The following is a 25092-nucleotide window of genomic DNA, read 5'->3' as shown; positions in this document are numbered from 1 at the left end:
AGGCCTCCTAGGGACGCGAGGCGGCCGCGATTTCGTCTTTGAGCGCTTGAATCCGATCTTTGCCGTAGGTCGATGCCAGTTGCTCCCAACCGATTTGACCCACCTTGACGAATTCCGCCATTTCCTCAGGTTTGAGGCGGGTCACTTTGACCCCTGACGCCGCGATTTTTTCGAGATATTCGCCGTTCATCGCCCTGCTGTTTTTGACTTCTTCTGCGGCGGCCTCGACTGCCGCCTGAGTAATGATTTCACGTTGCTTGTCGGTCAGTCGTTTCCAGAATCGCTGACTGGCCGTCACGGTGCCCATGGCGTAAACATGATTGGTCAACGTCATGTATTTCTGCGCTTCGAATAGGCGTGAGTTGTAGGTGATCGTGGCGCCATTGTCCTGTCCGTCCACGGTGCCCTGCTGCAGCGCGACAAACAAGTTCGAGAATGGCATGGTCACCGTCTGCGTGCCCGCAGCCTCGAAGAAGCTGCGGATCGAGGCCGAGCCTGGAACGCGAACCTTCAGCCCTTTCAGATCGGCAGGCGATACGACGGGCCGCTTAGAGTTGGTCACGGCACGAAACTCCAACTCGAAGAACGCGAGCGGCGTCATGTTCTGTTTGACCAGCGCAGCGCTCAACGTCTTTTGCAGAATGCCATCCGGATTGAAGAAGAGTTTGTCTACTTGCTCGAACGTGCTGGCGATATAAGGGAGATAGTGAAAATCCAGCAGAGGATCCAAGCCCGCTAACGACCCTGGGTTGAGAAAGGCAAACTCCAGCGAGCCGCGGCTCAGGTCCCGGCCCAAGGCCTCATCGCCGCCCAATTGGTTGTTGGGGAAAATGGTGATCTGCACTTCCCCGTTCGTGCGCTCCTTTACTAAATCTGCGAATTTATGGCTGGCCACATCGGCAGGCGACCCTTGTGCGAACACATGACCGAGGCGCGCCTTGGTCTGCGCGAGAGCCGATGGCGCGGCAGCCATGACGGCAACAGCAATGGCCAAGCATTTGAAAATTGAATTCATGTCTCTGTTGTCTCCAAGTAGGTTATTGTTTTTCTCCGGCATCGCCGGGCGCCGCCTTTTTTTCTCTATAAGCGGCTCAATCCATTCTGAGGTACCCCAGCCGTTTTCACAAACGCGTTATATACATAAATAGTTGAATTGAATTCACATATTGACTATGACAAACCATATCCCGGTCGTACTGCTGCGCAGCTTCGAAGCCGCGGCACGTACCCACTCGATCACGAAAGCGGCGGCGGAGCTGTTTCTGACGCCCAGTGCCGTCAGCCATGCGGTTCGAAAACTGGAGGCTCAGTTGGGAACCAGCCTGTTTCAGCGCGAAGGAAGGACCGTGCAGCTGACTCGGGATGGAGAAGCCTTGATGCTGTACGTGGGACGAGGGTTCGATGACCTGCGTCGAGGAATAGAGGCGATTTCGGGCGCTACACCTGAACGGTTGCGGCTGCATTGCGCACCCAGCTTTGCCGCGCAATGGTTGACCCCGAGACTGTCTTCATTCGTCTCGCAACATCCGGGCATTGAGCTGCATTTGTCAGCCGACACGGACTATTTGCGATTTCAGCGCCATGAATTCGATGCCGATATCGTTTTTGATCACAGGCCGGCAGACGGCCTCTGCGAACTTCCTCTGGGTAATGAAATCATTGCGCCTTTGTGCTCACCGGACTTGGCGCGCCGGATCAAAAAGCCCGCGGATCTGCTAAAACTGCCGTTATTGGATAGCTACAACCGTCAGGTCCGTTGGATGCAATGGTTTTCGGACAACGACGTTTCGGCGCCCGCGATCAAAGGTCTGAGTTTTGATCGTAATTTCTTGTGCGTCCGTGCAGCAGTAGATGGTCTGGGTGTCGCTCTGGAGTCTTCATTAATTGCACAACGGGAAATCGCAGACGGGAAATTGGTCGCGCCATTAGCCGGAAACTCGATCGACATTCACACTTGCAATCACACCCTGGTCTTTCCCGTAGCGGCGACCATTAAACGCCCCCTCCATTACTTCATTAGTTGGCTCGGCAGCGAATTGGAGATTGAACTGAATCGTCATACCTCGCCTTGAGTGTGCGTTGAAAATGGGCAGGCGAGTTGTCACCTATCGTATAGGACTGTGTGCGTGCTTTAGGCAGTACCACTGGCATTACAAAAACATGACCATTAGATGACAAGAAACAAACAAGTTTCTCTATATCTGCACGCATGCTGAATGGATCTTCCCCACATAAACGTCTCTGTCTTTTCATCGAACGGATACGCACTTTCATCGAAAAAAGCTAGATCCTCCGTCTGTGTTCATGTAGTTTTCTCGCGTTAGTCCACACGTCACGAAACGCGTCAGCCAACTACGGTGATGAACATGGCACACTCGAAGAGCATCCAACATCCTGGCCGGGTCAATATATGGCGATCCATCGCATTGTCGGCCGGCATCGCGCTGGCCCTGGGTGCGTGCTCGGATGGAGGATCGTCATCTAAAGATGAAAAACACTTGAAGCTCTCGGGCCTCGTCCAGAGCAGCTCGGCGGGCATTGAGGATTATCGCGTCGAGCTATACGGCAGCTTTTCCGATGACGGCGGATCGTGGGTACCACTGGGCTCGGGGTCGACGGATAGTGACGGTGCATTCACCATTCATTATTCACTCTCGGACGTGCAGAGCGGTCAACAAACCATCCTGTTTGTCGAAGCGACGTCAGGCCCCGCAATGCTGGCCAGTGCGCTCGGCAGTGATAACGGCGAGGTGAACTCGTCTATCGTGGTCAACGACCACACGACCGTTGCCACGGGTAACGCGTTTGCCCAATTCATCAGCGCATCGGACATCACGGGCGACGCCATCGGGATGCGCAATGCAGCGAAAATGGCGACGAATCTGGTTGATCCCATTTCCGGCGCCGTCGGCGCTGCGATTGCCTCGTCGCCTAATGGTGATGAGACATCGACACTAGCGACTTTCAACTCGCTGGCCAACATCGTCGCGGCCTGCGCCGCAGAGCATGATAATTGCGCCAAGCTGTTTGCCGCCGCTACGCCACCCGGCGGTACCGCGCCGGCCAACGTATTGCAGGCACTTTCCAATATTGTGAAAAGCCCGTCGTACCCAGCTTATCCAGATGACGCGGCTGACCCCTTGTTCAACCTGGCTAAGGCATCGCCCGCAAATTATCTGGGCCTCGCTGCACGCCCTAACAACTGGCTGCTGTTCCTGAAGGTCACTGGCGGCTTTTTCAGCGAGCAAAGCCCCACCAATGTCGTCAATGGTGTGGGCAACATCGCCTTTGATGCCGAGGGTAACGCCTGGGCGAACGACAACTATGAGCCACAGTATGTAGGCCAACCGGCGTGCGCAGGTTTGCGTCTGATCAAGTTCTCTCCCGCTGCGCAGGTCATATCCGGCTCGCCTTACTTTGGTGGCGGTCTCAGCGGCGCGGGATTTGGCATCACGTTCGATCTGGCAGGCAACCTCTGGACGGGAAATTTCGGGTTCCAGGATCCGCCCTGCATCGGCACGCCGGCAGAGGCGCTTCACAACAGCGTTTCGGTATTCAAGCCCGATGGCACTCCGATTTCCCCGAACACAGGATTCACGCAGGGCAAGATATCGTGGCCGCAAGGCACGTCGGCGGATCGTGCAGGCAACATCTGGGTCGCCAACTGCGGCAACGATTCGGTCACCAAGATTCCCAACGGCGACCCGACGCAGGCCATCAACATCTCGCTGGGCTCACTCGGCCCTGACGGACTGCCACGGCTCAAGCCATTCGGCACGGTAGTGGACCTGGATGGCAACGTCTGGGTCACCACTAATCGCGGCGACACCGTGGTGGTGATTGCGCCGGACGGCACCATCCTCAAGACACTGACCAATGCCGAGGCTGATCCTGCGCGCCCGCTGATTAACCATCCCATCGGTAATGCCGCCGACAGCAAGGGAAACATCTGGATCGCCAATTCGGATTGGCTGGATGCACCCTGCCCGGCCAGCGCGCGCGAAGGTCCTGCGACGAGCCCTTCCATCACGATGTATCAAACAGGCACCCACGATCCTTACCCGGGTTCTCCTTTTACCGGTGGCGGCCTCACCGTGCCCTGGGGTATCTCGGTGGACGGCGACGACACAGTGTGGGTGTTCAATTTCGGACCTGACGGCGTTGAGCCCACGCCAACAACCGCGCTGACAGGCATCAGCCGATTCTGCGGCGCGGATACGAGCAAATGCCGGCCAGGAGCAAAGGTGGGCGATCCCATCTCGCCGGCGACCGGTTATACGAGCGATGCACTGGAACGCATCACCGGCGGCCAGATCGATAGATCGGGCAACTTGTGGGTGATGAACAATTGGAAGCAGAACCCCAATCCTGATCTGAACCCTGGCGGCAACTCGATAGTGATCCTGATCGGGGCGGCTGCGCCATTGAACACGCCTGTGATCGGCCCGCCAGTGCCATTGAAACCCGTAGCGCTGGGCAAGCGTTAGGCATGTATCACTGTCGTAATTCGGGATCGGAGAATGAGCGGCTCATTTCCCGAATAGAGCATTAAGCTCCGTGGGGCCATGATGCGCAAAATCACAGCATTTGACCAGAATGGAGGACCTCAGCCAGTAATCAAATCCGAGAGACAAAGCCCTGCAGGAGTCTTGGGATCGCCCAAGGCAAGAACGATCGTGAGATGGTTCAGGCCAGCTTCCATTCGGAACTGCCCGTCATGCGTGGTGCGCTCGAGGACAGACGCAAACTCTTGGCCTTGAGAATGAAATGGCGCCGAGTCCATTTCACTGACCAGCACGATACGCCGAGGGCCGGGAAATTGCCGAGAGGTCAGAGGCGACCATGCCGCCGCCTCAGCCGGTGTCATTCGCGCTTCGTTCTTCAGGAAACTGCCTGGAATATCGGTCAGGTCGTAAATGCCGCTGACGAGCAGCAAGCCGCCAAGCGCAGGCAAATCCGGTGGTGCACTTTCCTCGGGTCCCTGCGCCGCTAAGTAACTCGCCAAATGCGCGCCTGCCGAATGGCCGCTGGCAGTGAGCCTTGTGGGATCCGCCCCAATATCGGCAGCCATTTTGACTATGTGCCGGACAGCCGCGCGAACTTGGGAAACGATGGTGCCCAGTCTCGTTCCAGGCATGAGGTCGTACGTGACAAGGACGGCAACACCGCCCGCGGCCAGCACCGGTGCAGCGACCAACCAGTGATCTTCTTTGCTGCCCGAGCGCCAGTAGCCGCCGTGAATGAACACATGGATCGGGGCACCCTTTTCCATACGAGGCGGAAGAATGATGTCCATCCGTTCGCGCGGACTCGAACCGTAGGGCACGTCGAGCCGCATATCGACCCCCTTCGCGAACTCGCGAGAACGTGCAGCCGTCTCGGCAATGATCTCGTCGAAGTCCGGGATGAAGTCGCGGTTTCGATAAAGGTCCTGAGCCATCGTTGAAAGTCCGCCGTGAAATACTGCGATTACGTAAGTTCGAGCGCGCCTGCTATGCCGCTTTTGCATCCCGCATCAAATCGGCAATACCGAAATAAGACGCCTCGATCAACTTTCGCATGTTATTGCGATCAAGCGGACGAGGGTTGTTCTGGATCAGCCGCTCGATGCCGCACGCTTGATCCGCGACCCAATCCAGCTGATCTTCGGCCAATCCAAGCTGGTTTAGCGTGGATGGAATCCCGATACGGACGAATAGCGCTGCGACGGCAGGGATCACGGCGGCACCATCAGCCAGATTCATGACGGCAGCCATTTGATCCAGTTCTGTGCCGATCACCGGACGATTCCACTCCATCACCCAGGGCATCAAGCAGGCCACCCCCGCACCGTGCGCGGTGTGGGTAACTGCCCCAACGGGATATTGAATTGCATGGGCGGCGGCCGTGCCGGCGACACCAAAAGCCAAGCCCGCGAACGTCGCCCCCTGCATGACTTGAGATCGTGCAGCCAGGTTGCCGCCATCTGTGCAAACAGCCTCGAGTCCTTGCCACAGCAGTGAGATCGCGGTCAGCGCGAACTGATCTGATAACGCATTTTTGCCGATGAACACCCTTTCCTGAGTCAGACCTGGAGTGACCTCGCGGCGCGCGGCGGTGAAAGCCTCAATCGCATGGGTCAGCGCATCAGCGCCGGCGATGGCGGTCAACGTCGCAGGACAAGTCAACGTCAACTCAGGATCGCAGATCGCCACCATGGGAATCAGATAGGGACTGGAGATGCCCACCTTGAGTGTGCGCTGCTCATCTGACAGGACAGCGACCGGGGTGACCTCTGACCCGGTCCCGGCCGTCGTCGGGACGGCAATCACCGGCAGAATTGGACCAGGCACCTTCAGTTCGCCGTAGTAATCCTGGGGTTGCCCGCCATGGCTCAGCAGCAGTGCGAGGCATTTAGCCATGTCCAGGCAAGAGCCTCCACCGACGCCGATCACCACGTCGGCGGCAAACTCGCGAGCCGCGTCGGCAGCCAGGACGGCAGCTCGGACCGGCACGTCCGGCAAGGTGCCGCTTTCGATTCGCACGATCAGGCCGCTGGTCTTCAAATCCAGCATCATGGCCTGGAAATCGGCATCCGCGGCGAGGCGTTGATCTGTGACGACCAGCGCCCGCCGCCCCAGCCGTTTCGCCACGAGTCCCAGAGCCTTGCGTTGTCCGCAGCCAAATATCACTTCGCCAGGCGACCTCATTGCACCGAAATTCACCATCACTGTCCCCTCATTGTCTCTGTTGTCTGCCACCGCTGTTCGCGTGCCACCCGGGTGTCGGGCCGGACCTAAAAAATCATATCGTATAGGATATTTTATTTGACATTCGATATGGTATTTGTCACCATTCGGGCATGTCAAGGTCAACTTACAGGGTATGCGCGAGCAAAATGGCTGTACTACGAGAAACTCAAACTGGTGTATCCGTACGCCGCTCCAGCGTGGTTGACGACGTCTATGACGCCATCAATGAAAGGCTGATGTCGCTTGCCATTGCGCCTGGCGCCCGCATTCCCATCGACTTGATCGCGCGAGAACTGAACGTTTCACAGACACCTGTGCGGGAAGCCCTCTCGCGCCTGGAACGCGAAGGGTTGGTCCACAAGGCACACCTCATCGGCTACAGCGCCGCTCCACAGTTGGGCCGCAAGCAATTCGAGGACTTGTTCAATTTTCGCTTGCTCGTCGAACCGGAAGGCGCACGTCTGGCGGCGCTCAATATGACCCCTGCCGCACTGGAGCATCTTGAAAGCATTGCCGCTGACATGGCGGACGGCGGGACGCCGATAGATCGGACCAGCCGTTATTCACGCTTTGCCCGGATCGACTCGCACTTTCACGACGAGATCATGCGAATTGCTGGAAACGAGGTCATCCGCACCACGCTTTTCAACCAGCATGTCCACCTGCACCTGTTTCGCCTGATGTTCCACAGCCGCGTCACCCAAGAGGCGCTGGAAGAACACGAGAAGCTGCTGACCGCCTTCCGGGCAGGGGACGCGGCCGCTGCGCAAGCGGCGATGCGTGAGCACATCCTGTGTTCACGTGATCGCCTGATGGCGGCCTTCGAATGAATGCCGTGGACGCGCTATCGCTATCGGCCACCATCCCGTTGGCGGTAGAAGCGTGTACCGCTGCGGCGCTTGCCGCGGAGGGACTGACGAAGGCCTATGGACCGGTCACCGTCCTGTCCGATGTCACGTTGGATATTCGCGCCGGCGAGGTCCACGCGGTCATAGGTGAAAACGGAGCCGGAAAATCAACGCTGATGAAGCTGTTGGCCGGCTACGTGAGCCCCACCGCGGGTCACCTGCTCATGCAGGGGCAGCCCATCGCTTTTCCCGATGCTGCTGCGGCAGAGGCCGCGGGCGTGGTCCTGGTGCATCAGGAAATCCTGCTGGCACCGGATCTGACCGTTGCAGAGAACCTCTTTCTTGGCCGAGAGCTATCGCGTGGCATCCTGATTGATGATCGCACCATGGACCGACGCACTGCCGAAGTGCTGGCGTCTATCGGGGCGCATTGCCATCCGCGCGACCATGTGGGCGACCTGCCGTTGGCGCAGCGGCAGTTGGTACAAATCGGCCGGGCTCTGCTGCAACCACGCAAGGTCGTGATTTTCGATGAGCCCACCGCCGTCCTGGCCAACGACGAAGTCGCCGCATTGCTGGAAGTCGTCCGAGGGCTGAGGGCTCAAGGGGTCGCTGTCCTATATATTTCGCACCGTCTGGACGAGGTCGAGACACTGGCCGACCGCATCACCATACTGCGCGATGGCAAGATGATCGGCACGTGGCCCGCGGCTGATCTGTCGCAACGCCGCATGGCCGAGCTCATGGTCGGTCGCCAACTCGACGTCTTGTATCCCCCTAAACGCCCGCAGCCTTCTGGCACACCACTGCTGGCGGTCGAACAGCTATCGGTCGATCATGGCGCAGTCCAAGCCAGCCTGACGGTTCGTCGCGGCGAAGTGCTGGGTATAGGCGGCATGATCGGTTCTGGCCGGACCGAATTGTTTGAAGGGTTGATGGGCCTGCGGCCCGCCGAAGCAACCCGAATCGAGCTGGCGGGCAGTGCCGTCGAGCACCGATCTGTCAAGGACTGGCGAGAACTGGGCCTGGTTTATCTCACCGAGGACCGCAAGGGAAAGGGGCTTCTGCTGGACGAGCCGCTGGCCCCGAACCTGACCTTACAAGCTCTCGACCGGATCCATCCGCGCCTCGCGCTAAATCGCGACAGAGAGGCCGCCGCACTGGACAAAGCCGTTCGCGACTACGACATTCGCGCCCGATCGGTCCATTTGAACGCGGGTCAACTGTCCGGAGGCAATCAGCAAAAGCTGCTGCTGGCAAAGGTGATGATGACCGACCCTTGCGTTGTCATCATCGACGAGCCGACACGCGGCATCGACATCGGCAACAAAAGCCAGATCTATGACTTCATCGATCACTTGGTTCGATCGAATAAGGCTTGCATCGTGATCTCATCAGAGCTGCCGGAGCTTGTCGGCTTGGCAGATAGGGTTCTGGTGATGCGTGGAGGACGCATCGCCGCCGAACTCACTGGCGATCAGATTACCGAGCATAACGTCGTCTACGTGGCCACCAGTGGGAACGCGTACGAAACAGACCAGCAAGACCACATAACGATAAATAAGGTAGGAGACCAGAATGACAAGCGCGACGACGCATATCGCGATCATTAAAGCGCCGCGGCGCATCCGCTGGGCCGCCATGGGCCCGTTCATCGCGTTGGCCGTGGTGATGTTGGCCGGCATGGTGCTGAACTCGAACTTCGCGACCGGAACCAATATGGCGAACGTCGTCACGCGATCGGCGTTCATTGCCATCATCGCAGTGGGCGCCACGTTCGTGATCTCGTCTCGCTGTCTCGACTTGTCGGTCGGGTCGATGATGGCATTCGTGACGGGCATCATGATTCTGACGATGAACCGGCTTGAGCCATCGATCGGCGCAAACGCTATCTTGGTCGGTGCAGTCGTGGGAATCCTGGTCGGTGCGGCCTGTGGGCTGCTCAATGGACTGATCGTGACGGTCGGCAAAATCGAACCGTTCATCGCCACGCTTGGCACGATGGGAATCTTTCGCGCGCTGATCACGTGGATGTCCGATGGTGGTTCGATTCCGATGGCCCGGGCGCTACGCGAACCCTACCGGCCCGTCTATTTCGGCGATGTGTTGGGCATTCCGATACCGGTGGCCATCACATTGATCGTTGCCTTGATCGGTGCGTTCATTCTGTACCGGACCAAATACGGACGCCGCTGCATGGCCGTCGGCTCAAATGCCGATGTGGCTCGCTTTTCGGGCATTTCGGTCACGAAGGTCCGCACCGTTGCCTTTGTGATACAGGGGCTATGTGTCGCCATTGCGGCGATCTGCTACATCCCTCGACTCGGCGCCGCGACACCAACGACAGGCCAACTGTGGGAATTGCAGGTCATCACCGCCGTCGTGATCGGCGGCACATTACTTCGAGGAGGCAAGGCGCGAATCTGGGGAACCGTCGCCGGCGCATTGATCCTGGAGATGATCGCCAATTTGATGGTGCTATCCAACATGGTTTCGGAATACCTCGTCGCGGCCGTCCAGGGCGTAATCATCATCCTCGCCATGTTGGCCCACCGCTTCATCAAATAACCATCACGACGAAGGATGGATGCTTTCAGAGTAGACATGAAATGACAACCATAATCAGGAGAGACAAAATGACATCCATGACCAAGCGTGCGCTCGCCATGCTGGCAGTCAGCCTTATGGCATGTACCGCGACCAGTGCTTTGGCACAGAGCAAAAAGACCATCGCCGTTTCCATCCCGGCGGCCACCCACGGGTGGACCGGAGGCGTTGTTTATCACGCAGAACAGGCTGCGAAAGAGATAAAAGCCGCATTCCCGAATATCGATGTCGTGGTAAAGACATCGCCTTCGGCGACTGCTCAGGTATCGGCACTGGAAGATCTATCTGCCGGCCGAAACCTCGACGCGTTGGTCATCCTGCCGTTCACCTCAGAAGAACTGACCGGCCCGGTCGCACAGGTCAAGGCAGGCGGCGCCTTTATCGCCGTCGTGGATCGCGGTCTGACTGATCCCACGATTCAGGATCTATATGTCGCGGGCGACAATATCGCCGTCGGCGCGAACACGGCGAAGTGGCTAGCGGAAAAGCTGGGCAAAAAAGGAAAAATTGTCGTGCTGCGCGGCATCCCGACCGTCATTGACGATGAACGAATCAAAGGGTTCACCGACGTCATCAAGGGCACAGACATCAAGATACTCGATATTCAGTATGCCAACTGGAACCAGGATCAGGCCTTTACGCTGATGCAGGACTATCTGGCCAAGTATCCCCAAATCGACGCCGTCTGGGCCAATGACGACGACATGCTGCTAGGCGTGTTGGAAGCGATCAAGCAATCCGGCCGTACCGAGATCAAATACGCGCTGGGCGGCAACGGCATGAAAGACGTGATCGAACTGGTGAAGGCAAAGAACCCGGTCACCCCCATCTCAACCCCCTATCCGCCGTCGATGATCAAATCGGCGATCTATATGACGGCGGCCCAGCTCAGCGGTCAAGCACCGATGCGTGGCAATTTCAAGCTCGACGCGCCCTTGATTACCCCCGAGAACGCCGACCAGTTCTATTTCCCAGACAGCCCATTCTGACGACAGTTGGCCGGACCACCATCCGGCCGTGATAAAAGCCAAACGGAGGACCAAATGAGAGGCAAGAAAATTCTGATGCTCTGCGGTGAATTCACCGAAGAATATGAAATCTATGTGTTCCAGCAAGGAATGGAGGCCGTAGGCCATACCGTCCATGTGATCTGCCCCGACAAGAAAGCGGGCGAAATGATCCAGACCTCGCTGCACGATTTCGAGGGACATCAAACCTATATCGAGCGATTTGGCCATCTGGCCGAAATCAACAAGACGTTCTCTGAGGTGAACGTCGAGGAATATGATGCGGTCTACTGCGCAGGCGGGCGCGGCCCGGAATATATCCGCACCGACAAACGGATCCAGGCCATGGTGCGCCACTTTCATGAGGCTAAGAAGCCGATCTTCACCATATGCCATGGAGTGCAGATCCTGGTCGCAGTAGAGGGCGTGATCCGAGGGAAGAAGGTAGCCGCGCTGGGCGCCTGCGAACCCGAGGTCATCCTTGCCGGCGGCACCTACATCGATGTGAAGCCCCACGAAGCTTATGTGGATGGGACCATGGTGTCGGCAAAAGGCTGGACTGGCCTGGCTGCTTTCATGCGCGAGTGCATGAAAGTGTTGGGGACGAACATTACGCATTCGTAGACGGGAGGCACGCGGCGCCCTCACTTGGCCACGCATACCCAAGGGTGGGCGCACGCTCTGCGATAATAGTGGATGAATCTTCAGTATCCACTCTGGATGACTGGCATCGCAACACGGAGCATCCACTGTGGGCACGCACCATGACACACCCACCCTCGAGCACGAGGGTGACAACACGACAGACGAGAGCATTCACGAACCGCACCTGTGGCGTGACAACGGCTGGACGGCACGCGTCATCAAGAACGAAGAAGACGACGGCTGGGCCGTCGAAATGACCCGCGAAGGCGAATCCGAACCGGCGCTGGTGGGCCCCTGGACGATGGGGCGCGACAAAAAGAACCCTAAGCCCTTGGATCCCACCGCCTTTCGCACCTTGGTCAAGACGGCATCCGAGGTGATCCGCAGGCACGAGCAACAACTGCACGCGCAGTTGCACAAGAGCGTCAGGGTGACAACGCCGGACGCCACACTGACGGTCAAACTGGACATCGTTCCAGACGAAGATCAGCCCTTTGCAGTACTCAGCGCCGTGGATGAGTACGGCGAAACCATTGCGGAAGTCACGGTCGCGCCGAACTACAAATTCACGCTGGGCACAGCCACAGCTTGGGTCGAGAATGACTTTCGTAAACCCGGCTAAAGCACGGGACACCGTGGCGTATGAGCGGGCGCACCCGCGGCCTTACTCCGCGTACCCCGGCATGACCCGATCCAACACACGCATCATGGCCTCGAAATAAAGCCTCTCGCGCTCAGCGCGCGCGTGGCTGTCTTTGGGGTTGGGGGTGTCGACCCGGTCAACGAGCGCGTCCGGCAGCACCGAAAGGGGCTTGCCTGCCGACATCGCCAGTATCTGAGCCCTGCAGACTCTCTCGAGCTTGTACAGACGGCGATACGCCTGCGCTACGGTATCGCCGACCACCAGCACACCATGATTTTTCATAAAGAGCACGTGCTTGTCTCCAATCAGTGCAGCCAGGCGCTCTCCTTCGCTCAGGGTGTCTGCGAGTCCCGTATAGCCATCGTCATACGCAATATTTTTGGTGAAAAACGCGGCTGTCTGACTGCATGGCAATAACCGGTTATCCTCCAGCATGTTGAGCGCCAGCGCCCACGTTTGGTGCGTGTGCAAGATGACTTTGGCGCCAGTAATCCGGTGCAGTGGTGCGTGGATACAGAACGCACTCAGTTCCAAATCCCCATGGCCTTCCAACACTTGTCCGTTCTCGTCGAAAACGATGAGATCGCTGGCCCGAGCCTCTGACCAATGCAGGCCGAACGGCAGCACCAGGTAGCGGTCGTCATAGCCAGGCACCATCATGGTGAAATGATTGTCGATGCCTTCTTCCAATTGATCATGGACGGCTAGCCGATTCGCCGCGGCAAGATGAACGCGGGCGAGCCAAGCGGCGTCAGCTTGTGTTTCGGGAGATAAGGACGTTAGTGAGCGGTTCATGGGTGGCGTCTCCAAAGGGGATTCTCCCTTTTTAATCCATGCGCCCAAAAAGCTCCAGCGGCCGCTCTGGAATGCATTTTCAACCCGCCGTCCAGGGGCAGCGAGAACGCGGGTAACGAAACCACCTCTGGCATACTATCAAACGAGCCCAAAACCCGTCCTGAACGATATGAACAGAAAACTACGCAGCGTTATTTACGTACCCGCCATCAACGAAAAGGCCATGCGTAAGGCGGCAACCCTGCACGTCGATGCAGTCATCTTTGATCTGGAAGACAGTGTTTTTCCTGAACAGAAGGCACAGGCGAGATCCGGACTTGCCGAGTTTCTGACAAAGGAGCGCGCCAATTTTCAGGGAAAGTATCTGGTCATACGCGTCAATGCCGATGATACCGATTACTGGAAAGACGATCTCGCCGTCGTGGCCCAGATCATGCCGGATGCGGTGCTCTTGCCCAAAGTCACGACGCCGCAGCATATACATGACGCGTATGTGGAGCTCTCTGCACAGCCCCGTCAGCCTCCAAAGATATGGAGCATGGTGGAAAACCCTCTCGGTATCCTTCGGTTGGAAAACATCGTAGAGCAAGGAAAAAATTCTGGCCTCGAATGCTTGATCCTCGGTACCAATGACCTCGTCAAGGACAGCGATATCGATCCCGGGAAAGACCGCGGCAATCTGATGCCCTGGTTCAGCCACGTCATGCTGGTGGCAAAATCGTTCGATATGGCGGTCATCGACGGTGTGCTTAACGACATCAAAAACACCGACGCACTACGTGCAGAATGCGAAGTCGCACGTGCGCTGGGGATGAACGGGAAAACCATTATCCACCCCGCTCAGGTCGAAACGGTGAACAAGGCATTCAGCCCAAGCGAAGAGCAAATTGCCTGGTGGAGAAAAATAGTGGCGGCCTACGACCTGCCCGAGAACGCAAATGCCGGGGTGATCAGTCTCGATGGCATGATGGTTGAACGATTACATCATGAGATCGCCGTGCGCAAGCTTCAGGAATACGGGCAGGACGTCGAGCAATAGATCGGCTGGCGAAGAAAGGACATCGCGCAACGTGCCGTATTGGAATCAAGCATCACGTGCGCGATGCATGATCACTGCGGCTTCAGATTCGCTTGGTTGACTAATTTTTTCACCACGGGTTGTTCATCGCGAATCTGCTTGGTGAGCTCAGCAGCCGTTCCTGAACGCGGTTCAATGCCCATGGCCAGCATTTTTTCGCGTACGGCTGGGTCTTGCAGTGTCGTGGTCAACGCTTGTTGCAACGTGGCCAGCACGTTCAGCTTGCCCGCCGTGACCTGGGGCATACCCGTGGCCACCATATCGAAGAATACATCGACATCGCCGTTGATCAAGGCCGGCAGGGCTTGCGTCGCGCCCTTGAATGGGACGTGCAACAGCTCCCCCCCGCTTCTCGGAATTTGCCTCATTATTTTATTTGGCGGCTCAGTTCCTCCGCGGCGTTGTCGAACGATTGCAGCATTTGGTCCACAACTGCATCATCGTGTGAAAACGAGAGATACAAGCGGCCGTACGCCGACGGCATCATCAGCAGCCCCTGCCTGCGTAATGCCAGATGAAGGCCGTTCGAAAAGGGACTGTCTGCCGCCGTGGATGCCACCTGATAGTTTTCCGGGACTCGCGGCCCAGGCCAGATGCTAAAAACCGTTCCGAAGCCAGAGGTCCCGATTTCGACGCCTTTCTCCCGAAAAGAAGTCTCCAGCGCTGTTCGCAAGTCTTCTCCACGGCGATTGAGTTCGACGTAGTCTTTCCGCCCAAGCGCGGAAAGGGTGGCTATCAACGCCGCGCATGCAAGAGGATTTCCACTATACGTTCCGCCTCTTGCCACTCTGCCCTCCTCAAAAGGAGCGAGAATATGCGGTTTACCCACGACGCCAGCCACTGGTACGCCGGTGCCAATCGCTTTTCCGACCGTCGCAATATCGGGATCCAGGCCCCAAAGATGAGAGGTCAGCCCCGCGTGCAAGCGAAACCCCATAAGCACCTCATCGCTGATTAACAGCGCCCCGTGTTTTCGCGCGACGTCTTGTACCTTTTGAAGGTAGCCGGGCTTTGGCAGAATGCACCCCGCATTTGCCAACATCGGTTCGTAAAGAATAGCGGCGATATCATCGCGTTCACGAAAGAGCTGCTCGAGATCGGTTTCGTCATTGAACCGCAATGCGGTGGTCCGGCCCGTCAGGGGGCGCTGTCCCGCTGTAAACACCGCCTCCCGTGTGCCGACATTTGCCAGCGTGATCTCGTCAAACCAGCCATCGAACCCTGCCGCCATCTTCGCGATGACAGGTTTGCCCGTATAGGCGCGAGCGGCGCGACAGGCCAGGTGTACCGCTTCGCTTCCCGAATTCGTGAACATCACCCTACTCAAGGCACCTGTGTAATTGGCGAGCAAGGTCGCAGCGGGGTGTTCACGAGTATGCGCAAATGACGGAGCGGCGCCTGAATGCAGTGCCACAGATACTGCCTCCACAACGGTTGAGGGAGAATGCCCAAGCAGAATCGCACCAAAGCCCAGCGCGGTATCGACATAGCGCTTTCCGGCCGTGTCCCAGACGTACGGCCCTTCTGCACGGGAGATGAATAGTTTCTCGCCGTCGAGATCAGGAAGGATGCGTGCACTGCTGGATACGTCGCCGATCAGATTTTTCATCAGTGGGGTGTGTCGGGGTTGAGTCAATGGGAAGGGCGCTGAGGAGGTGTCCAGGTAACGACCTCCGGTGCAAAAGAAATGGGATCCACTGGATAAATAGGTCGCGCCAAAGAGAATGGCAGCCGCTCCGGATGGAATCCGCTATAGCCTGGAGTCTCGATACACAGGCATGGGCCGAACACGTCGAAGGCCAGCTTGAAGTGATATCCGGATTTCGTCACGATGACGTCGGCCGAATCCAGATCTATTCCAATGTCTAGGTAGCAGCCGGGGTCTTGGGACATCACAGCCTCTCTCGTAATAAGCAGCTGAAAACGATCACTCTCCAGCACGGCATAAGGCCCAAGCCGCATAGTGGCCCCTCGCATAAATTTGCCACGATTGCGATAGGACCCGTCCCCCAGCCGGGAGACTCGTCCGCGAGCGACCATCGGCGTGCAGTCGGGCGAAAAACGGCCGCCGACTGAAATCTCCACGTCTGCACCCTCGCCGTAGTCAACGCACGCTTTGTAGGCGACGGGATCAGTCACTACGGCAACCACCCGCTTTCGGGAATGAGCAAGCACGCTTTCCAAGAGGTATACGCTATCGCCTGGTGCGCCGGCTAGCACGCGATCACCGAAATCGCCGAGCGTGAGCTTTTCAGTACTGCCCTCGTGGGCCCGAAGAACCTCTTCGAGCCCAGGCAAGGCGTGCTGAAACAGGTCTCTGGCATCCCAAAGGCCCTGGGCCAAATCTCGAGCTAGCGCGCTGGCTTGATCGATACTGTCCGGCTGAGCATACACAAGCACACTCTGTCCTACCCCCTTACCATCAATGAACGGATTTACATTGAACAGGGATGCGTCAATCAAGCCAACATTTTCCAGAATAGAATCTCTGGCCTGCCGATGAAGGATAGCCAATGGACCATGCGTGGTCTCATCGTTTCCTCTGGTTAGCATCGGCACATGTGCATAAGCTGCCCGTGGCGTGGATGCGCCATCGAGAATTTTCAGTAATTCTTTCGCGACGCGCTCGCCTGTATCCCCTGCATCACCATGAGGGTTAGTTTTATATGCTGAGCAAAACGTCAAGAGCCTCAACATCTGAGGAATGGCGTTCGCATGCAGATCGAAGCCTGCCACGATAGGCAGCTCGTTCCCCACGACCTCACGCAACGCGCTCAAGAGATCTAGCTCTGCACTATCCAGACTTTCCGTTTGCGTGCACCCGTGCAGACATAATGCAATCGCATCGAAGCCCTTCTCTTTTGCGCCGGCGAGAATGACTTCCTTGATATATCGATAGCTGTCTTCCTCCACGCGCCCACCCGGACGCGCGCGAGCCGCCAGCGTTGGAATCACTTCACAGTGGTTCGACGCGAAAACGCGCAACATTCCACCCAATACGGAATCCGCATCACGATTCGCGCTTAACATTTCTGTCCCATGCTCGAACTCAAATGCCGACATCGGTGTCAACACGGGAGTAAAGCCGTGCGTCTCCTGGAAAAGCTGGGCGACGAGAATGCGATAGGCGCGATGTTTCATGGGTTGATGGAGTGATTAGTGAAGGACGATATTTGCGCGATTGGCAGTTGCTCGTTGCTTCTCAATTTCCTCTTTTAATTGAGCAGCGAATGCTTCGGGCCGATTTCCCACAGGAACTGCAGAGAATCCAGCAAGACGCGTCTTGACCTCTTGCGTCGCGAGCGCTTGTTTCGTGGCCTGATAGATCTGCTCCACGATTTCCGGAGGTGTTCCCGCAGGGGCGACCAAACCAAACCACGAGGCGTCATTCAGTTCGGGAACGCCCGCCTCTTTGAAGGTCGGCACATTGGGGATAGAGGAGACTCGCTCAGGCGCGGCAACCGCCAACGCCTGCAGATCACCACTCAAGATGTATGGCAACGAGGACGGCAGATTATCGAAAACCGCCGTAATCTGCCCGCCCAATGCATCCTGCAGCGCAGGTGCCGATCCTTTATACGGGACATGCAGCATGTCCGTTTTGGTCGTCAGTTTGAACAATTCTCCCATCATGTTCGCCTCGGATCCCGACCCTGCGGAGCCATAGGTATACCGCCCAGGATGGGCGTGAACAGTCTTGATGAAGCTGGAGAGATCGTCCACCTTTAGAGACTTGCTTACTGTCAGCACATTGGGGACGGAGGCTAGACGGGTAATAGGTGCCAAGTCGCGCTCAACGTTATAAGAGATATCGCTGTACACAACGGGGGTGACGGCGTGCGAGCTGACCGTTGCAATACCCAGCGTGTATCCGTCCGCGGGCGCGCGAATCACATACTCCGTGCCGATACGGCCGGCCGCGCCGCTACGATTCTCCACCACGACAGATTGACCCAGGATTTTTCCCAACGGATCCGCCACCGCGCGTGCCACCACATCGGTCGTTCCCCCTGGTGGAAACGGTACGATGAGTCGAATGGGCTTGGACGGGAAATCAGCCTGGGCAAATGATACCGTCAATGGCGCAGCAAGCATCACGATGGCAATAACCGTAGTAAACGGACGAATACTCATGCGCTTTCCCCAAGAAGGCGGTTGAGACAGACTGACTGCACGACACCGCCGAGTTATAGGTATTTCCTGGCCAGACTCGCCATTGAGAATGAACCGCCAGGAATGTGCACTATAGAAAAGTGCCAAGGAGATGTCGCTGGGGAAACTACGGATCGTCAAGTATTTCGACCACACGCATGCAATTTCACGGCCGGGATGGCCGACTATGTTGATTGGCCATTCACCAAACATCGCTAGTATGTGGGAGGGGTCACCGCACTGACAATCTGGCTCTCACCGTCGTCTACATTCCTGAATCGGTGCGGCCGCCTGCTGTCAAAATAGTACCCATCACCAGCGCGGAGGATTTGCACTTCTTCGCCAACGGTTAGCTCGATCGCTCCTCGAGTCACCACGCCAGCCTCTTGAGCCGAATGGGAAAAAGCATCGCCGGACTCTCCGCCAGGAGCGTAGGTTTCATGCAGCATCAGTAAATCACGGTTGGGATGATTGATCCCCAGCATTCGATACGAGACCCTTCCCACTTTTCCTATCTCGACAAAGTCCTCTGCTCGATAAAAGGGGGAATAGGCCGTCATGCTTTGAATTTCGGAGAAGAACCCCACCAGCGTCGTTCCAAGCGCGTCCAGAATGGCACTCAACGTATCAACGGACGGGCTGATCTTGTCCCGCTCTATCAACGAGATCGAAGAATGCGAAACGCCGGAGCGGCTGGCCAATTCGCGTACGCCCAAGTCACGCCGGCGACGAAGTTCGCGAAGCTTTACACCAATTTTTGACACGATTCGGCTCCATGGTGAATAGACGATCACCCGATGTCCTAGAGTCCTCCGGGATGCACTCGGCGGGGGCCTGGCAACACAGGTTCACATGACGGTGTGCAACAAATTTGGAAATTATATTCACCAGAGCATTGCCATTGCTCTGTTAGCGACTGTGAGGAATGCAGAGCCGCTATCTGTACTTTTGCCTCATCACTCTCGGATTGTCGGTTGCGGTGCGCGGTTCGTGGGAATATTGCCAAGAACCTTGTTCACGACAACAAAGCGATTGTTCAGGTGCCCCTGGCTGAGCGCCAGGTCACGACGGGCGGCGACATAACCGCGCTGGGTATCCAGCACGATGATGAAATCGGCGACGCCGCCGTCGTAGCGGGCCTGCGCCAGCTGATAAGCCTGTTGTGCCGCATACACGCGGCGCTCAAGCTCCGTGAGGTTTTGGCGCTCGGCGGTATACCCGCTCAACGCATCATCGATTTCCTGCCAGGCCTTGAGCACGGTTTGCTGATAATTCACCGCGGCTTCCTGCTGCTGCAGTTCGCGCAGTTGCACCACACTCGTACGCCTGCCGTGATCGAAGATAGGCAGGTTCAGACTGGGGCCGATCGACCACGTACGACTGCCCCAATCCGAAAACTCGCCGCTGAGATAGCTCTCGTATCCGAATCGCGCACCCAGGCGAATACTCGGGTACAGATCCGCTTTGGCAATACCGATGGCTGCGGTGGCGCTGTGCAAGCGGGCTTCGGCGGCGCGGATATCGGGTCGGCGCAATGCCACCTCTGAGGGCAATCCCAACGCCAAATCGGGCAATGCAGGCTGCTGGGCGGCTGGCGTTGTCAGTTCTGCACGCAGCGCGCCTGGCCGCTGCCCCAACAACAGGGCAATCTGGTTGATGCCTGCCCCTTCCTGCGCCAGCAATCCAGGCAGCTGTGCCTTGAGCGCGGAAAGCTCCGCACGCTGCTGCTCCAGATTCAAGTGATTGATCGTCCCTCCGCGTACTTGTGCCTCCAGAAGTTCCAGACGATCCTGCAACGTTGCAATATCCTCGCGCGTCAAACGGATCTGGCTCTGTGTTGTCCGCAAATCGAAATAGTTGCGCGCAACGTCGCTTACCAAGGTCAGCCGGGCCAAGTCCAATAGAGCACTCTGCTGGGCGACATCTGCATCGGCGGCCTCGACTGACCGGCGTACACGTCCCCACAGGTCTAATTCCCAAGAAGCATCAAAACCCGCCTGGTACAGGGTGAAGGGCTCGGATAGCAATTTGACGAGATCATCGCGATTACCCTGCGCGGCCACCGCATCAATCAACCTAACGCTTGCGCCGTATTCACTCTGGCGCTGCCGGTTCACGCCCCCGCTGGCGTTGATATCAGGCCCACGCTGCGCCGCCGTAGCAGCGCGCTGTGTTCGCGCCTGCGCTACACGCAATGTGGCGGTCTGCAGATCGGGGCTGGCTTCAAACGCGCGCCGTTCTAATCCATCAAGTACGGGATCGCCAAATGCGCGCCACCAATCTGCGGGCAACATGGCGCTGGTCATCGCCGGACTACGCAGACTGTCATCCGCACTGCGCCAACTCGTCCAATCGTCGGGCGCCTCGGGCGAGGGCGTAGCGAAGTCCGGACCGACAGTACACCCCGCCACCATCAAGGCAGTCAGGCACGAGGCAAGGAGCGTAGATGATCGATGCAAAGGACGATAACCAGACATGGCAAACACCTGAATCAAGAAAGCCGGTGGCGAAACAACCAGGCCGCCAAGGGGAGGGTAATGGCCCCCATCACCAGCAGAGGAACAAAATCGGGTGCGACATCAGCCAAGCCGGCGCCCTCTAGATATACACGCCGCACAATGCTGGTGCCAAAACGCAGCGGGTTGGCATATGTCGCCACCTGCAGGACCTCGGGCATATTTTTCACCGAGGTGATCAGCCCCGACAACAGCATCAAAGGCATGATGAGCAAGAAGGTATAGAGCATGGCCTGTTGCATGGTCAGCGACAACGCCGAGATGGAAAGGCCGAGCCCGACCGACGCGATGGTGAAGGTGAGCAGCCCCAGATACAGCAACGCGACCGATCCGCTCATCGGTATCTGGAACCAGAATCGGATGACCAGAAAAATGATCGTGGACTGCAGCAGCCCAATGAGAATGGCTGGAATGGCCTTGCCGATCAGGATCTGCATCGGTGTGAGCGGAGTCACCAATAACTGATCGAAGGTGCCTTGTTCGCGTTCGCGCGCTACCGACAGAGCAGAGATCAGCAGGGTCTGCAGCATGCTCAGCGCACCGATCAGCGCGGGCATGATGTTCCAACGAGACTCCAAGTTAGGATTGAACCAGGCACGCCGCTCGATACTGATACCTCGCCCTCCCGCGCCTATCGAGGCGTTGTAGCTGGCGACGATGGAGCCCACGTAGCCGGCCGCCAAGCCTGCAGTAGAGGAGTTACGCCCATCCAGAATCACCTGTAGCGGCGCGCGCTGACCGGCATTGAGGAGCCGGTCAAAATCCGCCGGAATCGCGAGGACGACCAGCGCTTCATTGCTGTCGATAACCTGGGCGATCTGTGTGGATGAACTGAGTGTGGCCGCACGATGAAACACTCCTGTGCCGTCCAGTCGAGCTATCAACTGGGAGGCCGCCTGGCCACGGCTCTGATCGAGTACCGCATACGGAACATTCGTCAGGTCGAACGTCGCCCCGTAGCCAAACAACAAGGCTTGAATCAGCGCCGGCGCAAACAGAACCACCCGGCTGGACGGGTCCTTTAGTAACGCGAGGATCTCTTTACGTATCAGTGCGCCTATTTGCGCGAGAGTGGCGATCCAGGCAGTCATGGCGTCATTCCAACGTTTTGCGCAACTGGGCGCGAGTGGCAATAGTCAGCACCACAGCGTAAAGCGTCAGCACACCAACGCTCCACATGATGGTCGGCCAATGGTTGCCCGCTAGAAACAAGGTCTTGATCAGCGCCATAAAATGCGTCGCGGGCAGCACTTGGCTGATGATCTGAATAAATACAGGCGTATTGCGCAGATCAAATACAAAACCGGAGAGCATCAAGGCGGGCATGAAACTGGCCAACAAAGCGACCTGGCTGGCTTGGAACTGATTGCGTACAACGGCGGAGATAAACAACCCCAACAGCAACAACACGACCAGGTACAGCATTGACACCATCACGATGATGACAAGCGAACCGCGCACCGGGACATGGAAAAGGAAGTGGGAAGCCAGCAGACACATCAACAGATCTATGGCCCCGATCACCAGGTACGGCGCGATTTTTGACAGCACGATTTCCAGTGGCCGAACCGGGGTAACAAACAGCGACTCCAAGGTACCGCGTTCCCACTCTCGGGCAATCAATAGCGAGGTAAGGAAGGCGCCGACCAGGGTCAGTACCAGTACGATGAGGCCTGGCACCAAATACCAGCGGCTTTCTCCCGCCTCGTTGAACCACATGCGTTGCACGACTTCGACACCGCCTGAGGCAAGCGGTTTATTTCCACTGCGATCGGCCCGCCGTTGCGCCCAGACACCTATCGCGCCATTCACATATCCCTCGATCGTAGAAGCCGAGTTCGAATCAACGCCATTAAGTATCAGCTGCAGACGTGCATCGCCATGATTGAGGCGACGCGAAAAATCCATGGGCACGCGAAGAATGCCATCCACCGATCCCGACCTCATCATGCGTTGTGCTTCGTTCATGTCGGATACGAACATCGGCGCGAGATACTCTGAGCCCCGCAATCCGTCGACCGCTTCGCGCGCGGTTGGAGACTGATCTTCCATGACCACAGCCAACGGCGCGTGTTTGACATCGAACGACAGGCCATATCCAAACAGCAAGATCAGCGCCACCGGCAGCAAAAGGCCAACAGCAAGGTTGCTCTTGTCACGCAGCACCTGCCTGACTTCCTTGCGCAGCAAGGCGAGAAAGCGGCGATAAAAACCGGAAGCGTACGACGATGCGCTGCCCTTGCAGGCACTCGCATGGCTTGCCGGTTCTCGCGCCGTCATGATGCCGTTCCCCGTGCCGGCTGACTGGTGGCGCGAGCGCGGCTTTGTTCGACGATGGCGATGAAGGCGCTATTCATATCCATGTCCTTTTCTCCGCTATGCGGAGCACCTGCCTGTTTACGCACCTCCAGCGGCGTGCCCAAAGCCAGCATCTTGCCCGCGTCCTGAATAGCGATGCGATCGCAATATTCCGCCTCCTCCATAAAGTGCGTGGTAATGATGATGGTCACGCCTTCCTGGGCCAAGGCCGTGATGGTGCGCCAGAACGCGCGCCGCGCGAGGGGATCGATGCCGCTGGTGGGCTCATCCAGGAACAGGACTTCCGGCTGGTGCAACAGGCCGGCGGCCATCGCCAGACGCTGCTTATAGCCGCCGGGCAACAACCCGCTGATAGCCTGGGGAGATAAACGAAATTGTTCGATGACAGCAGCGACACGCTGTCGCAACCGCTGCCCGCGCAGACCGTAAGCGCCGCCGAAGAACTCCAGGTTTTCGCGAACCGTCAGGGTGCCGTATAGCGCGAACTTCTGCGACACATAGCCAATACGCGCGCGGGCCTGCGCGCGGGCGGTTCGCAGATCCACGCCGACGACTTCCAGATGTCCGCTCGATGCAGGCAGCAACCCGCACAACATGCGAAAAGTTGTCGTCTTGCCTGCACCATTGGGGCCAAGCAGGCCAAAGATTTCACCACGCGCCACGTCGAACGATGTGCTCGCCACTGCGGTGAAGTCACCGAATTTCCGCACCAGGTCACGCACCACGATGACGGGCTTGTCCTCGTGAGTTACGACCGAATTCTGCGATGCGCTGGCGTATGAATGCGAGGCAGCGTCGTCGTCCTCCTGATGCTGCCGCAGCATCATCATGAAAGCGTCTTCGAGCTCTTCTGGACGGGGTGTGGGCATGAGCCCCCCGAGCAAAGCGTCGAGCTTCTTGTCATCCGCCTTTTCCTGTCGAATAAAACGTACGGCCCCGCCCTTTGGCACGGCGTCGACGATCAATGCATCGGCGTCGATCAATCGCGCCTGCAGATCGCGCGCGGGCATGTTGCCGGCAGGAGTCACGACGAACGTCAGGCCGCGCGCCTGGCCGGCCAGCGCCGCCGGTTTTCCCTGGGCCAATACCCGGCCCTGGTTCATTACGAATACTTGGGCGCAACGTTCGGCCTCGTCCATGTAGGCCGTGCTCACGATGACGCTGAGTTGTTCGTCCGCGACTAACTGCTGCAGAATTTTCCATAGCTCGCGCCGCGACAGCGGATCAACACCGACGCTGGGTTCGTCCAACAGCAGGAGGTCAGGCGAACGCACCAGAGTGCACGCCAGGCCAAGTTTTTGTTTCATGCCGCCAGAGAGTTTGCCCGCCGGTCGCCCGGTAAAGGGCGCCAGATCTGTCATCTCCAGGAGCCGCGCGAATCGCTCGCGACGTACCTCGTGAGGCACGCCATGCAAGTCGGCGTAAAGATCGAGATTTTCTTGTACGCCGAGATCTTCGTACAAACCAAAGCGCTGCGGCATGTAGCTGATCCTGTCCTGCACGGCCTGCGGATCGCTAGCCACGTCGATACCAAGTACGTGCAAACTCCCTGCGTCAGGCTTGAGCAGACCGGCTGTCATACGCAACAGGGTAGTCTTGCCCGCGCCATCCGGGCCGACCAGGGCGGTCAACATGCCACGCTGCACTGTCAACGAGATGGCGTCTACCGCGTGCAACGGCTCGCCTGCCGAAGAGACGAACGTCTTGCCCAATTGCCGAGCAAGGACTATCGCGTCGCCATCGCTCATGAC

At 57.7% G+C, this 25092-nt stretch carries 21 protein-coding genes and 1 pseudogene; 9 read left to right on the top strand and 13 right to left on the bottom strand.

Features of this window, described 5'->3' with window-relative positions:
* Positions 1-7: 7 nt before the first annotated feature.
* Entirely contained in the window at positions 8-1015 is a 1008-nt protein-coding gene (locus ACNA0J_RS00700; RefSeq protein WP_415815405.1) for a TRAP transporter substrate-binding protein, read from the bottom strand.
* A gap of 157 nt (positions 1016-1172) precedes the next feature.
* Between ACNA0J_RS00700 and ACNA0J_RS00695 the strand changes: the two genes are divergently transcribed.
* Both ACNA0J_RS00695 and ACNA0J_RS00690 read left to right on the top strand, forming a co-directional pair.
* On the top strand, positions 1173-2072 hold the full coding sequence (locus ACNA0J_RS00695) for a LysR substrate-binding domain-containing protein (protein ID WP_415815403.1): 900 nt from the start codon (positions 1173-1175) through the stop codon (positions 2070-2072).
* Positions 2073-2366: 294 nt separating this feature from the next.
* The gene (locus ACNA0J_RS00690; RefSeq protein ID WP_415815401.1) at positions 2367-4487 is read left to right on the top strand and encodes an NHL repeat-containing protein; all 2121 of its coding nucleotides are present in this window, start codon (positions 2367-2369) and stop codon (positions 4485-4487) included.
* A 119-nt stretch (positions 4488-4606) separates the two neighbouring features.
* Here the strand turns inward: ACNA0J_RS00690 and ACNA0J_RS00685 are convergent, their stop codons facing one another.
* Positions 4607-5440, bottom strand: a complete 834-nt coding sequence (locus ACNA0J_RS00685) for an alpha/beta hydrolase (protein ID WP_415815399.1) — start codon at positions 5438-5440, stop codon at positions 4607-4609.
* Positions 5441-5492: 52 nt separating this feature from the next.
* Entirely contained in the window at positions 5493-6707 is a 1215-nt protein-coding gene (locus ACNA0J_RS00680) for an iron-containing alcohol dehydrogenase (protein ID WP_415815397.1), read from the bottom strand.
* A gap of 170 nt (positions 6708-6877) precedes the next feature.
* Between ACNA0J_RS00680 and ACNA0J_RS00675 the strand changes: the two genes are divergently transcribed.
* The 6 genes from ACNA0J_RS00675 to ACNA0J_RS00650 all read left to right on the top strand — a co-directional run bounded on the left by ACNA0J_RS00675 (position 6878) and on the right by ACNA0J_RS00650 (position 12460).
* Complete coding sequence (locus ACNA0J_RS00675; protein ID WP_415815395.1) at positions 6878-7561, top strand: GntR family transcriptional regulator; 684 nt, start codon at positions 6878-6880, stop codon at positions 7559-7561.
* A complete protein-coding gene (locus tag ACNA0J_RS00670) occupies positions 7558-9192 on the top strand; it encodes a sugar ABC transporter ATP-binding protein (RefSeq protein WP_415815393.1) in 1635 nt (544 codons plus the stop codon). The genes ACNA0J_RS00675 and ACNA0J_RS00670 overlap by 4 nt, the downstream gene beginning before the upstream one ends.
* Positions 9158-10147: an ABC transporter permease gene (locus ACNA0J_RS00665; protein WP_415815391.1), complete on the top strand. Its 990-nt coding sequence runs from the start codon at positions 9158-9160 to the stop codon at positions 10145-10147. Before ACNA0J_RS00670 ends, ACNA0J_RS00665 begins: the two co-directional genes overlap by 35 nt.
* Positions 10148-10215: 68 nt before the next feature.
* Positions 10216-11175: a substrate-binding domain-containing protein gene (locus tag ACNA0J_RS00660; RefSeq protein WP_415804663.1), complete on the top strand. Its 960-nt coding sequence runs from the start codon at positions 10216-10218 to the stop codon at positions 11173-11175.
* 54 nt (positions 11176-11229) lie between these two features.
* Complete coding sequence (locus ACNA0J_RS00655; RefSeq protein WP_094819522.1) at positions 11230-11817, top strand: DJ-1/PfpI family protein; 588 nt, start codon at positions 11230-11232, stop codon at positions 11815-11817.
* Positions 11818-11944: 127 nt separating this feature from the next.
* A complete protein-coding gene (locus tag ACNA0J_RS00650; RefSeq protein ID WP_415815389.1) occupies positions 11945-12460 on the top strand; it encodes a hypothetical protein in 516 nt (171 codons plus the stop codon).
* A gap of 42 nt (positions 12461-12502) precedes the next feature.
* On the opposite strand, the gene ACNA0J_RS00645 is transcribed toward ACNA0J_RS00650, so the two are convergent.
* Positions 12503-13276, bottom strand: coding sequence for a class II aldolase/adducin family protein (locus tag ACNA0J_RS00645; protein WP_415815387.1), 774 nt, complete (start codon positions 13274-13276; stop codon positions 12503-12505).
* Between ACNA0J_RS00645 and ACNA0J_RS00640 the strand changes: the two genes are divergently transcribed.
* Entirely contained in the window at positions 13275-14315 is a 1041-nt protein-coding gene (locus tag ACNA0J_RS00640; protein WP_415815385.1) for an HpcH/HpaI aldolase/citrate lyase family protein, read from the top strand. The genes ACNA0J_RS00645 and ACNA0J_RS00640 overlap by 2 nt on opposite strands.
* Before the next feature lie 71 nt (positions 14316-14386).
* Here ACNA0J_RS00640 and ACNA0J_RS00635 read toward each other — a convergent pair.
* The 9 genes and pseudogenes from ACNA0J_RS00635 to ACNA0J_RS00595 all read right to left on the bottom strand — a co-directional run.
* Positions 14387-14707 (bottom strand): annotated as a pseudogene (locus ACNA0J_RS00635) (tripartite tricarboxylate transporter substrate-binding protein); the annotation flags it as partial.
* A 14-nt stretch (positions 14708-14721) separates the two neighbouring features.
* A complete protein-coding gene (locus ACNA0J_RS00630; protein WP_415815383.1) occupies positions 14722-15963 on the bottom strand; it encodes an aspartate aminotransferase family protein in 1242 nt (413 codons plus the stop codon).
* Between the two features lie 23 nt (positions 15964-15986).
* Positions 15987-17495: a M81 family metallopeptidase gene (locus ACNA0J_RS00625; protein WP_415815381.1), complete on the bottom strand. Its 1509-nt coding sequence runs from the start codon at positions 17493-17495 to the stop codon at positions 15987-15989.
* Between the two features lie 15 nt (positions 17496-17510).
* The gene (locus ACNA0J_RS00620; RefSeq protein ID WP_415815379.1) at positions 17511-18488 is read right to left on the bottom strand and encodes a Bug family tripartite tricarboxylate transporter substrate binding protein; all 978 of its coding nucleotides are present in this window, start codon (positions 18486-18488) and stop codon (positions 17511-17513) included.
* Positions 18489-18721: 233 nt separating this feature from the next.
* Complete coding sequence (locus tag ACNA0J_RS00615; RefSeq protein WP_415815377.1) at positions 18722-19270, bottom strand: cupin domain-containing protein; 549 nt, start codon at positions 19268-19270, stop codon at positions 18722-18724.
* Positions 19271-19462: 192 nt separating this feature from the next.
* Positions 19463-20983, bottom strand: coding sequence for an efflux transporter outer membrane subunit (locus ACNA0J_RS00610; protein WP_415815375.1), 1521 nt, complete (start codon positions 20981-20983; stop codon positions 19463-19465).
* A 14-nt stretch (positions 20984-20997) separates the two neighbouring features.
* Positions 20998-22113: an ABC transporter permease gene (locus ACNA0J_RS00605; RefSeq protein WP_415815373.1), complete on the bottom strand. Its 1116-nt coding sequence runs from the start codon at positions 22111-22113 to the stop codon at positions 20998-21000.
* A 4-nt stretch (positions 22114-22117) separates the two neighbouring features.
* Entirely contained in the window at positions 22118-23302 is a 1185-nt protein-coding gene (locus ACNA0J_RS00600; RefSeq protein WP_415815371.1) for an ABC transporter permease, read from the bottom strand.
* A complete protein-coding gene (locus ACNA0J_RS00595) occupies positions 23299-25089 on the bottom strand; it encodes an ATP-binding cassette domain-containing protein (RefSeq protein ID WP_415815369.1) in 1791 nt (596 codons plus the stop codon). Before ACNA0J_RS00595 ends, ACNA0J_RS00600 begins: the two co-directional genes overlap by 4 nt.
* Between the last annotated feature and the right edge of the window lie 3 nt (positions 25090-25092).

It is taken from the genome of Bordetella tumbae, from assembly GCF_965139195.1.
GTDB classification, from domain to species: domain Bacteria; phylum Pseudomonadota; class Gammaproteobacteria; order Burkholderiales; family Burkholderiaceae_B; genus Bordetella_A; species Bordetella_A tumbae.
Note: the sequence above shows the minus strand (reverse complement) of the source record. Positions and strands in the feature narration are given on the sequence as shown.

Bases quoted from the DNA above. Each gene is read 5' to 3' on its own strand.
- ACNA0J_RS00695 (WP_415815403.1), top strand. From the start codon at position 1,173: ATGACAAACCATATCCCGGTCGTACTGCTGCGCAGCTTCGAAGCCGCG.
- ACNA0J_RS00700 (WP_415815405.1), bottom strand. From the start codon at position 1,015: ATGAATTCAATTTTCAAATGCTTGGCCATTGCTGTTGCCGTCATGGCT.
- ACNA0J_RS00665 (WP_415815391.1), top strand. From the start codon at position 9,158: ATGACAAGCGCGACGACGCATATCGCGATCATTAAAGCGCCGCGGCGC.
- ACNA0J_RS00630 (WP_415815383.1), bottom strand. From the start codon at position 15,963: ATGAAAAATCTGATCGGCGACGTATCCAGCAGTGCACGCATCCTTCCT.
- ACNA0J_RS00595 (WP_415815369.1), bottom strand. From the start codon at position 25,089: ATGAGCGATGGCGACGCGATAGTCCTTGCTCGGCAATTGGGCAAGACG.
- ACNA0J_RS00610 (WP_415815375.1), bottom strand. From the start codon at position 20,983: ATGTCTGGTTATCGTCCTTTGCATCGATCATCTACGCTCCTTGCCTCG.
- ACNA0J_RS00655 (WP_094819522.1), top strand. From the start codon at position 11,230: ATGAGAGGCAAGAAAATTCTGATGCTCTGCGGTGAATTCACCGAAGAA.
- ACNA0J_RS00640 (WP_415815385.1), top strand. From the start codon at position 13,275: ATGGGTGGCGTCTCCAAAGGGGATTCTCCCTTTTTAATCCATGCGCCC.
- ACNA0J_RS00685 (WP_415815399.1), bottom strand. From the start codon at position 5,440: ATGGCTCAGGACCTTTATCGAAACCGCGACTTCATCCCGGACTTCGAC.
- ACNA0J_RS00670 (WP_415815393.1), top strand. From the start codon at position 7,558: ATGAATGCCGTGGACGCGCTATCGCTATCGGCCACCATCCCGTTGGCG.
- ACNA0J_RS00675 (WP_415815395.1), top strand. From the start codon at position 6,878: ATGGCTGTACTACGAGAAACTCAAACTGGTGTATCCGTACGCCGCTCC.
- ACNA0J_RS00680 (WP_415815397.1), bottom strand. From the start codon at position 6,707: ATGGTGAATTTCGGTGCAATGAGGTCGCCTGGCGAAGTGATATTTGGC.
- ACNA0J_RS00645 (WP_415815387.1), bottom strand. From the start codon at position 13,276: ATGAACCGCTCACTAACGTCCTTATCTCCCGAAACACAAGCTGACGCC.
- ACNA0J_RS00605 (WP_415815373.1), bottom strand. From the start codon at position 22,113: ATGACTGCCTGGATCGCCACTCTCGCGCAAATAGGCGCACTGATACGT.
- ACNA0J_RS00660 (WP_415804663.1), top strand. From the start codon at position 10,216: ATGACATCCATGACCAAGCGTGCGCTCGCCATGCTGGCAGTCAGCCTT.
- ACNA0J_RS00625 (WP_415815381.1), bottom strand. From the start codon at position 17,495: ATGAAACATCGCGCCTATCGCATTCTCGTCGCCCAGCTTTTCCAGGAG.
- ACNA0J_RS00600 (WP_415815371.1), bottom strand. From the start codon at position 23,302: ATGACGGCGCGAGAACCGGCAAGCCATGCGAGTGCCTGCAAGGGCAGC.
- ACNA0J_RS00620 (WP_415815379.1), bottom strand. From the start codon at position 18,488: ATGAGTATTCGTCCGTTTACTACGGTTATTGCCATCGTGATGCTTGCT.
- ACNA0J_RS00690 (WP_415815401.1), top strand. From the start codon at position 2,367: ATGGCACACTCGAAGAGCATCCAACATCCTGGCCGGGTCAATATATGG.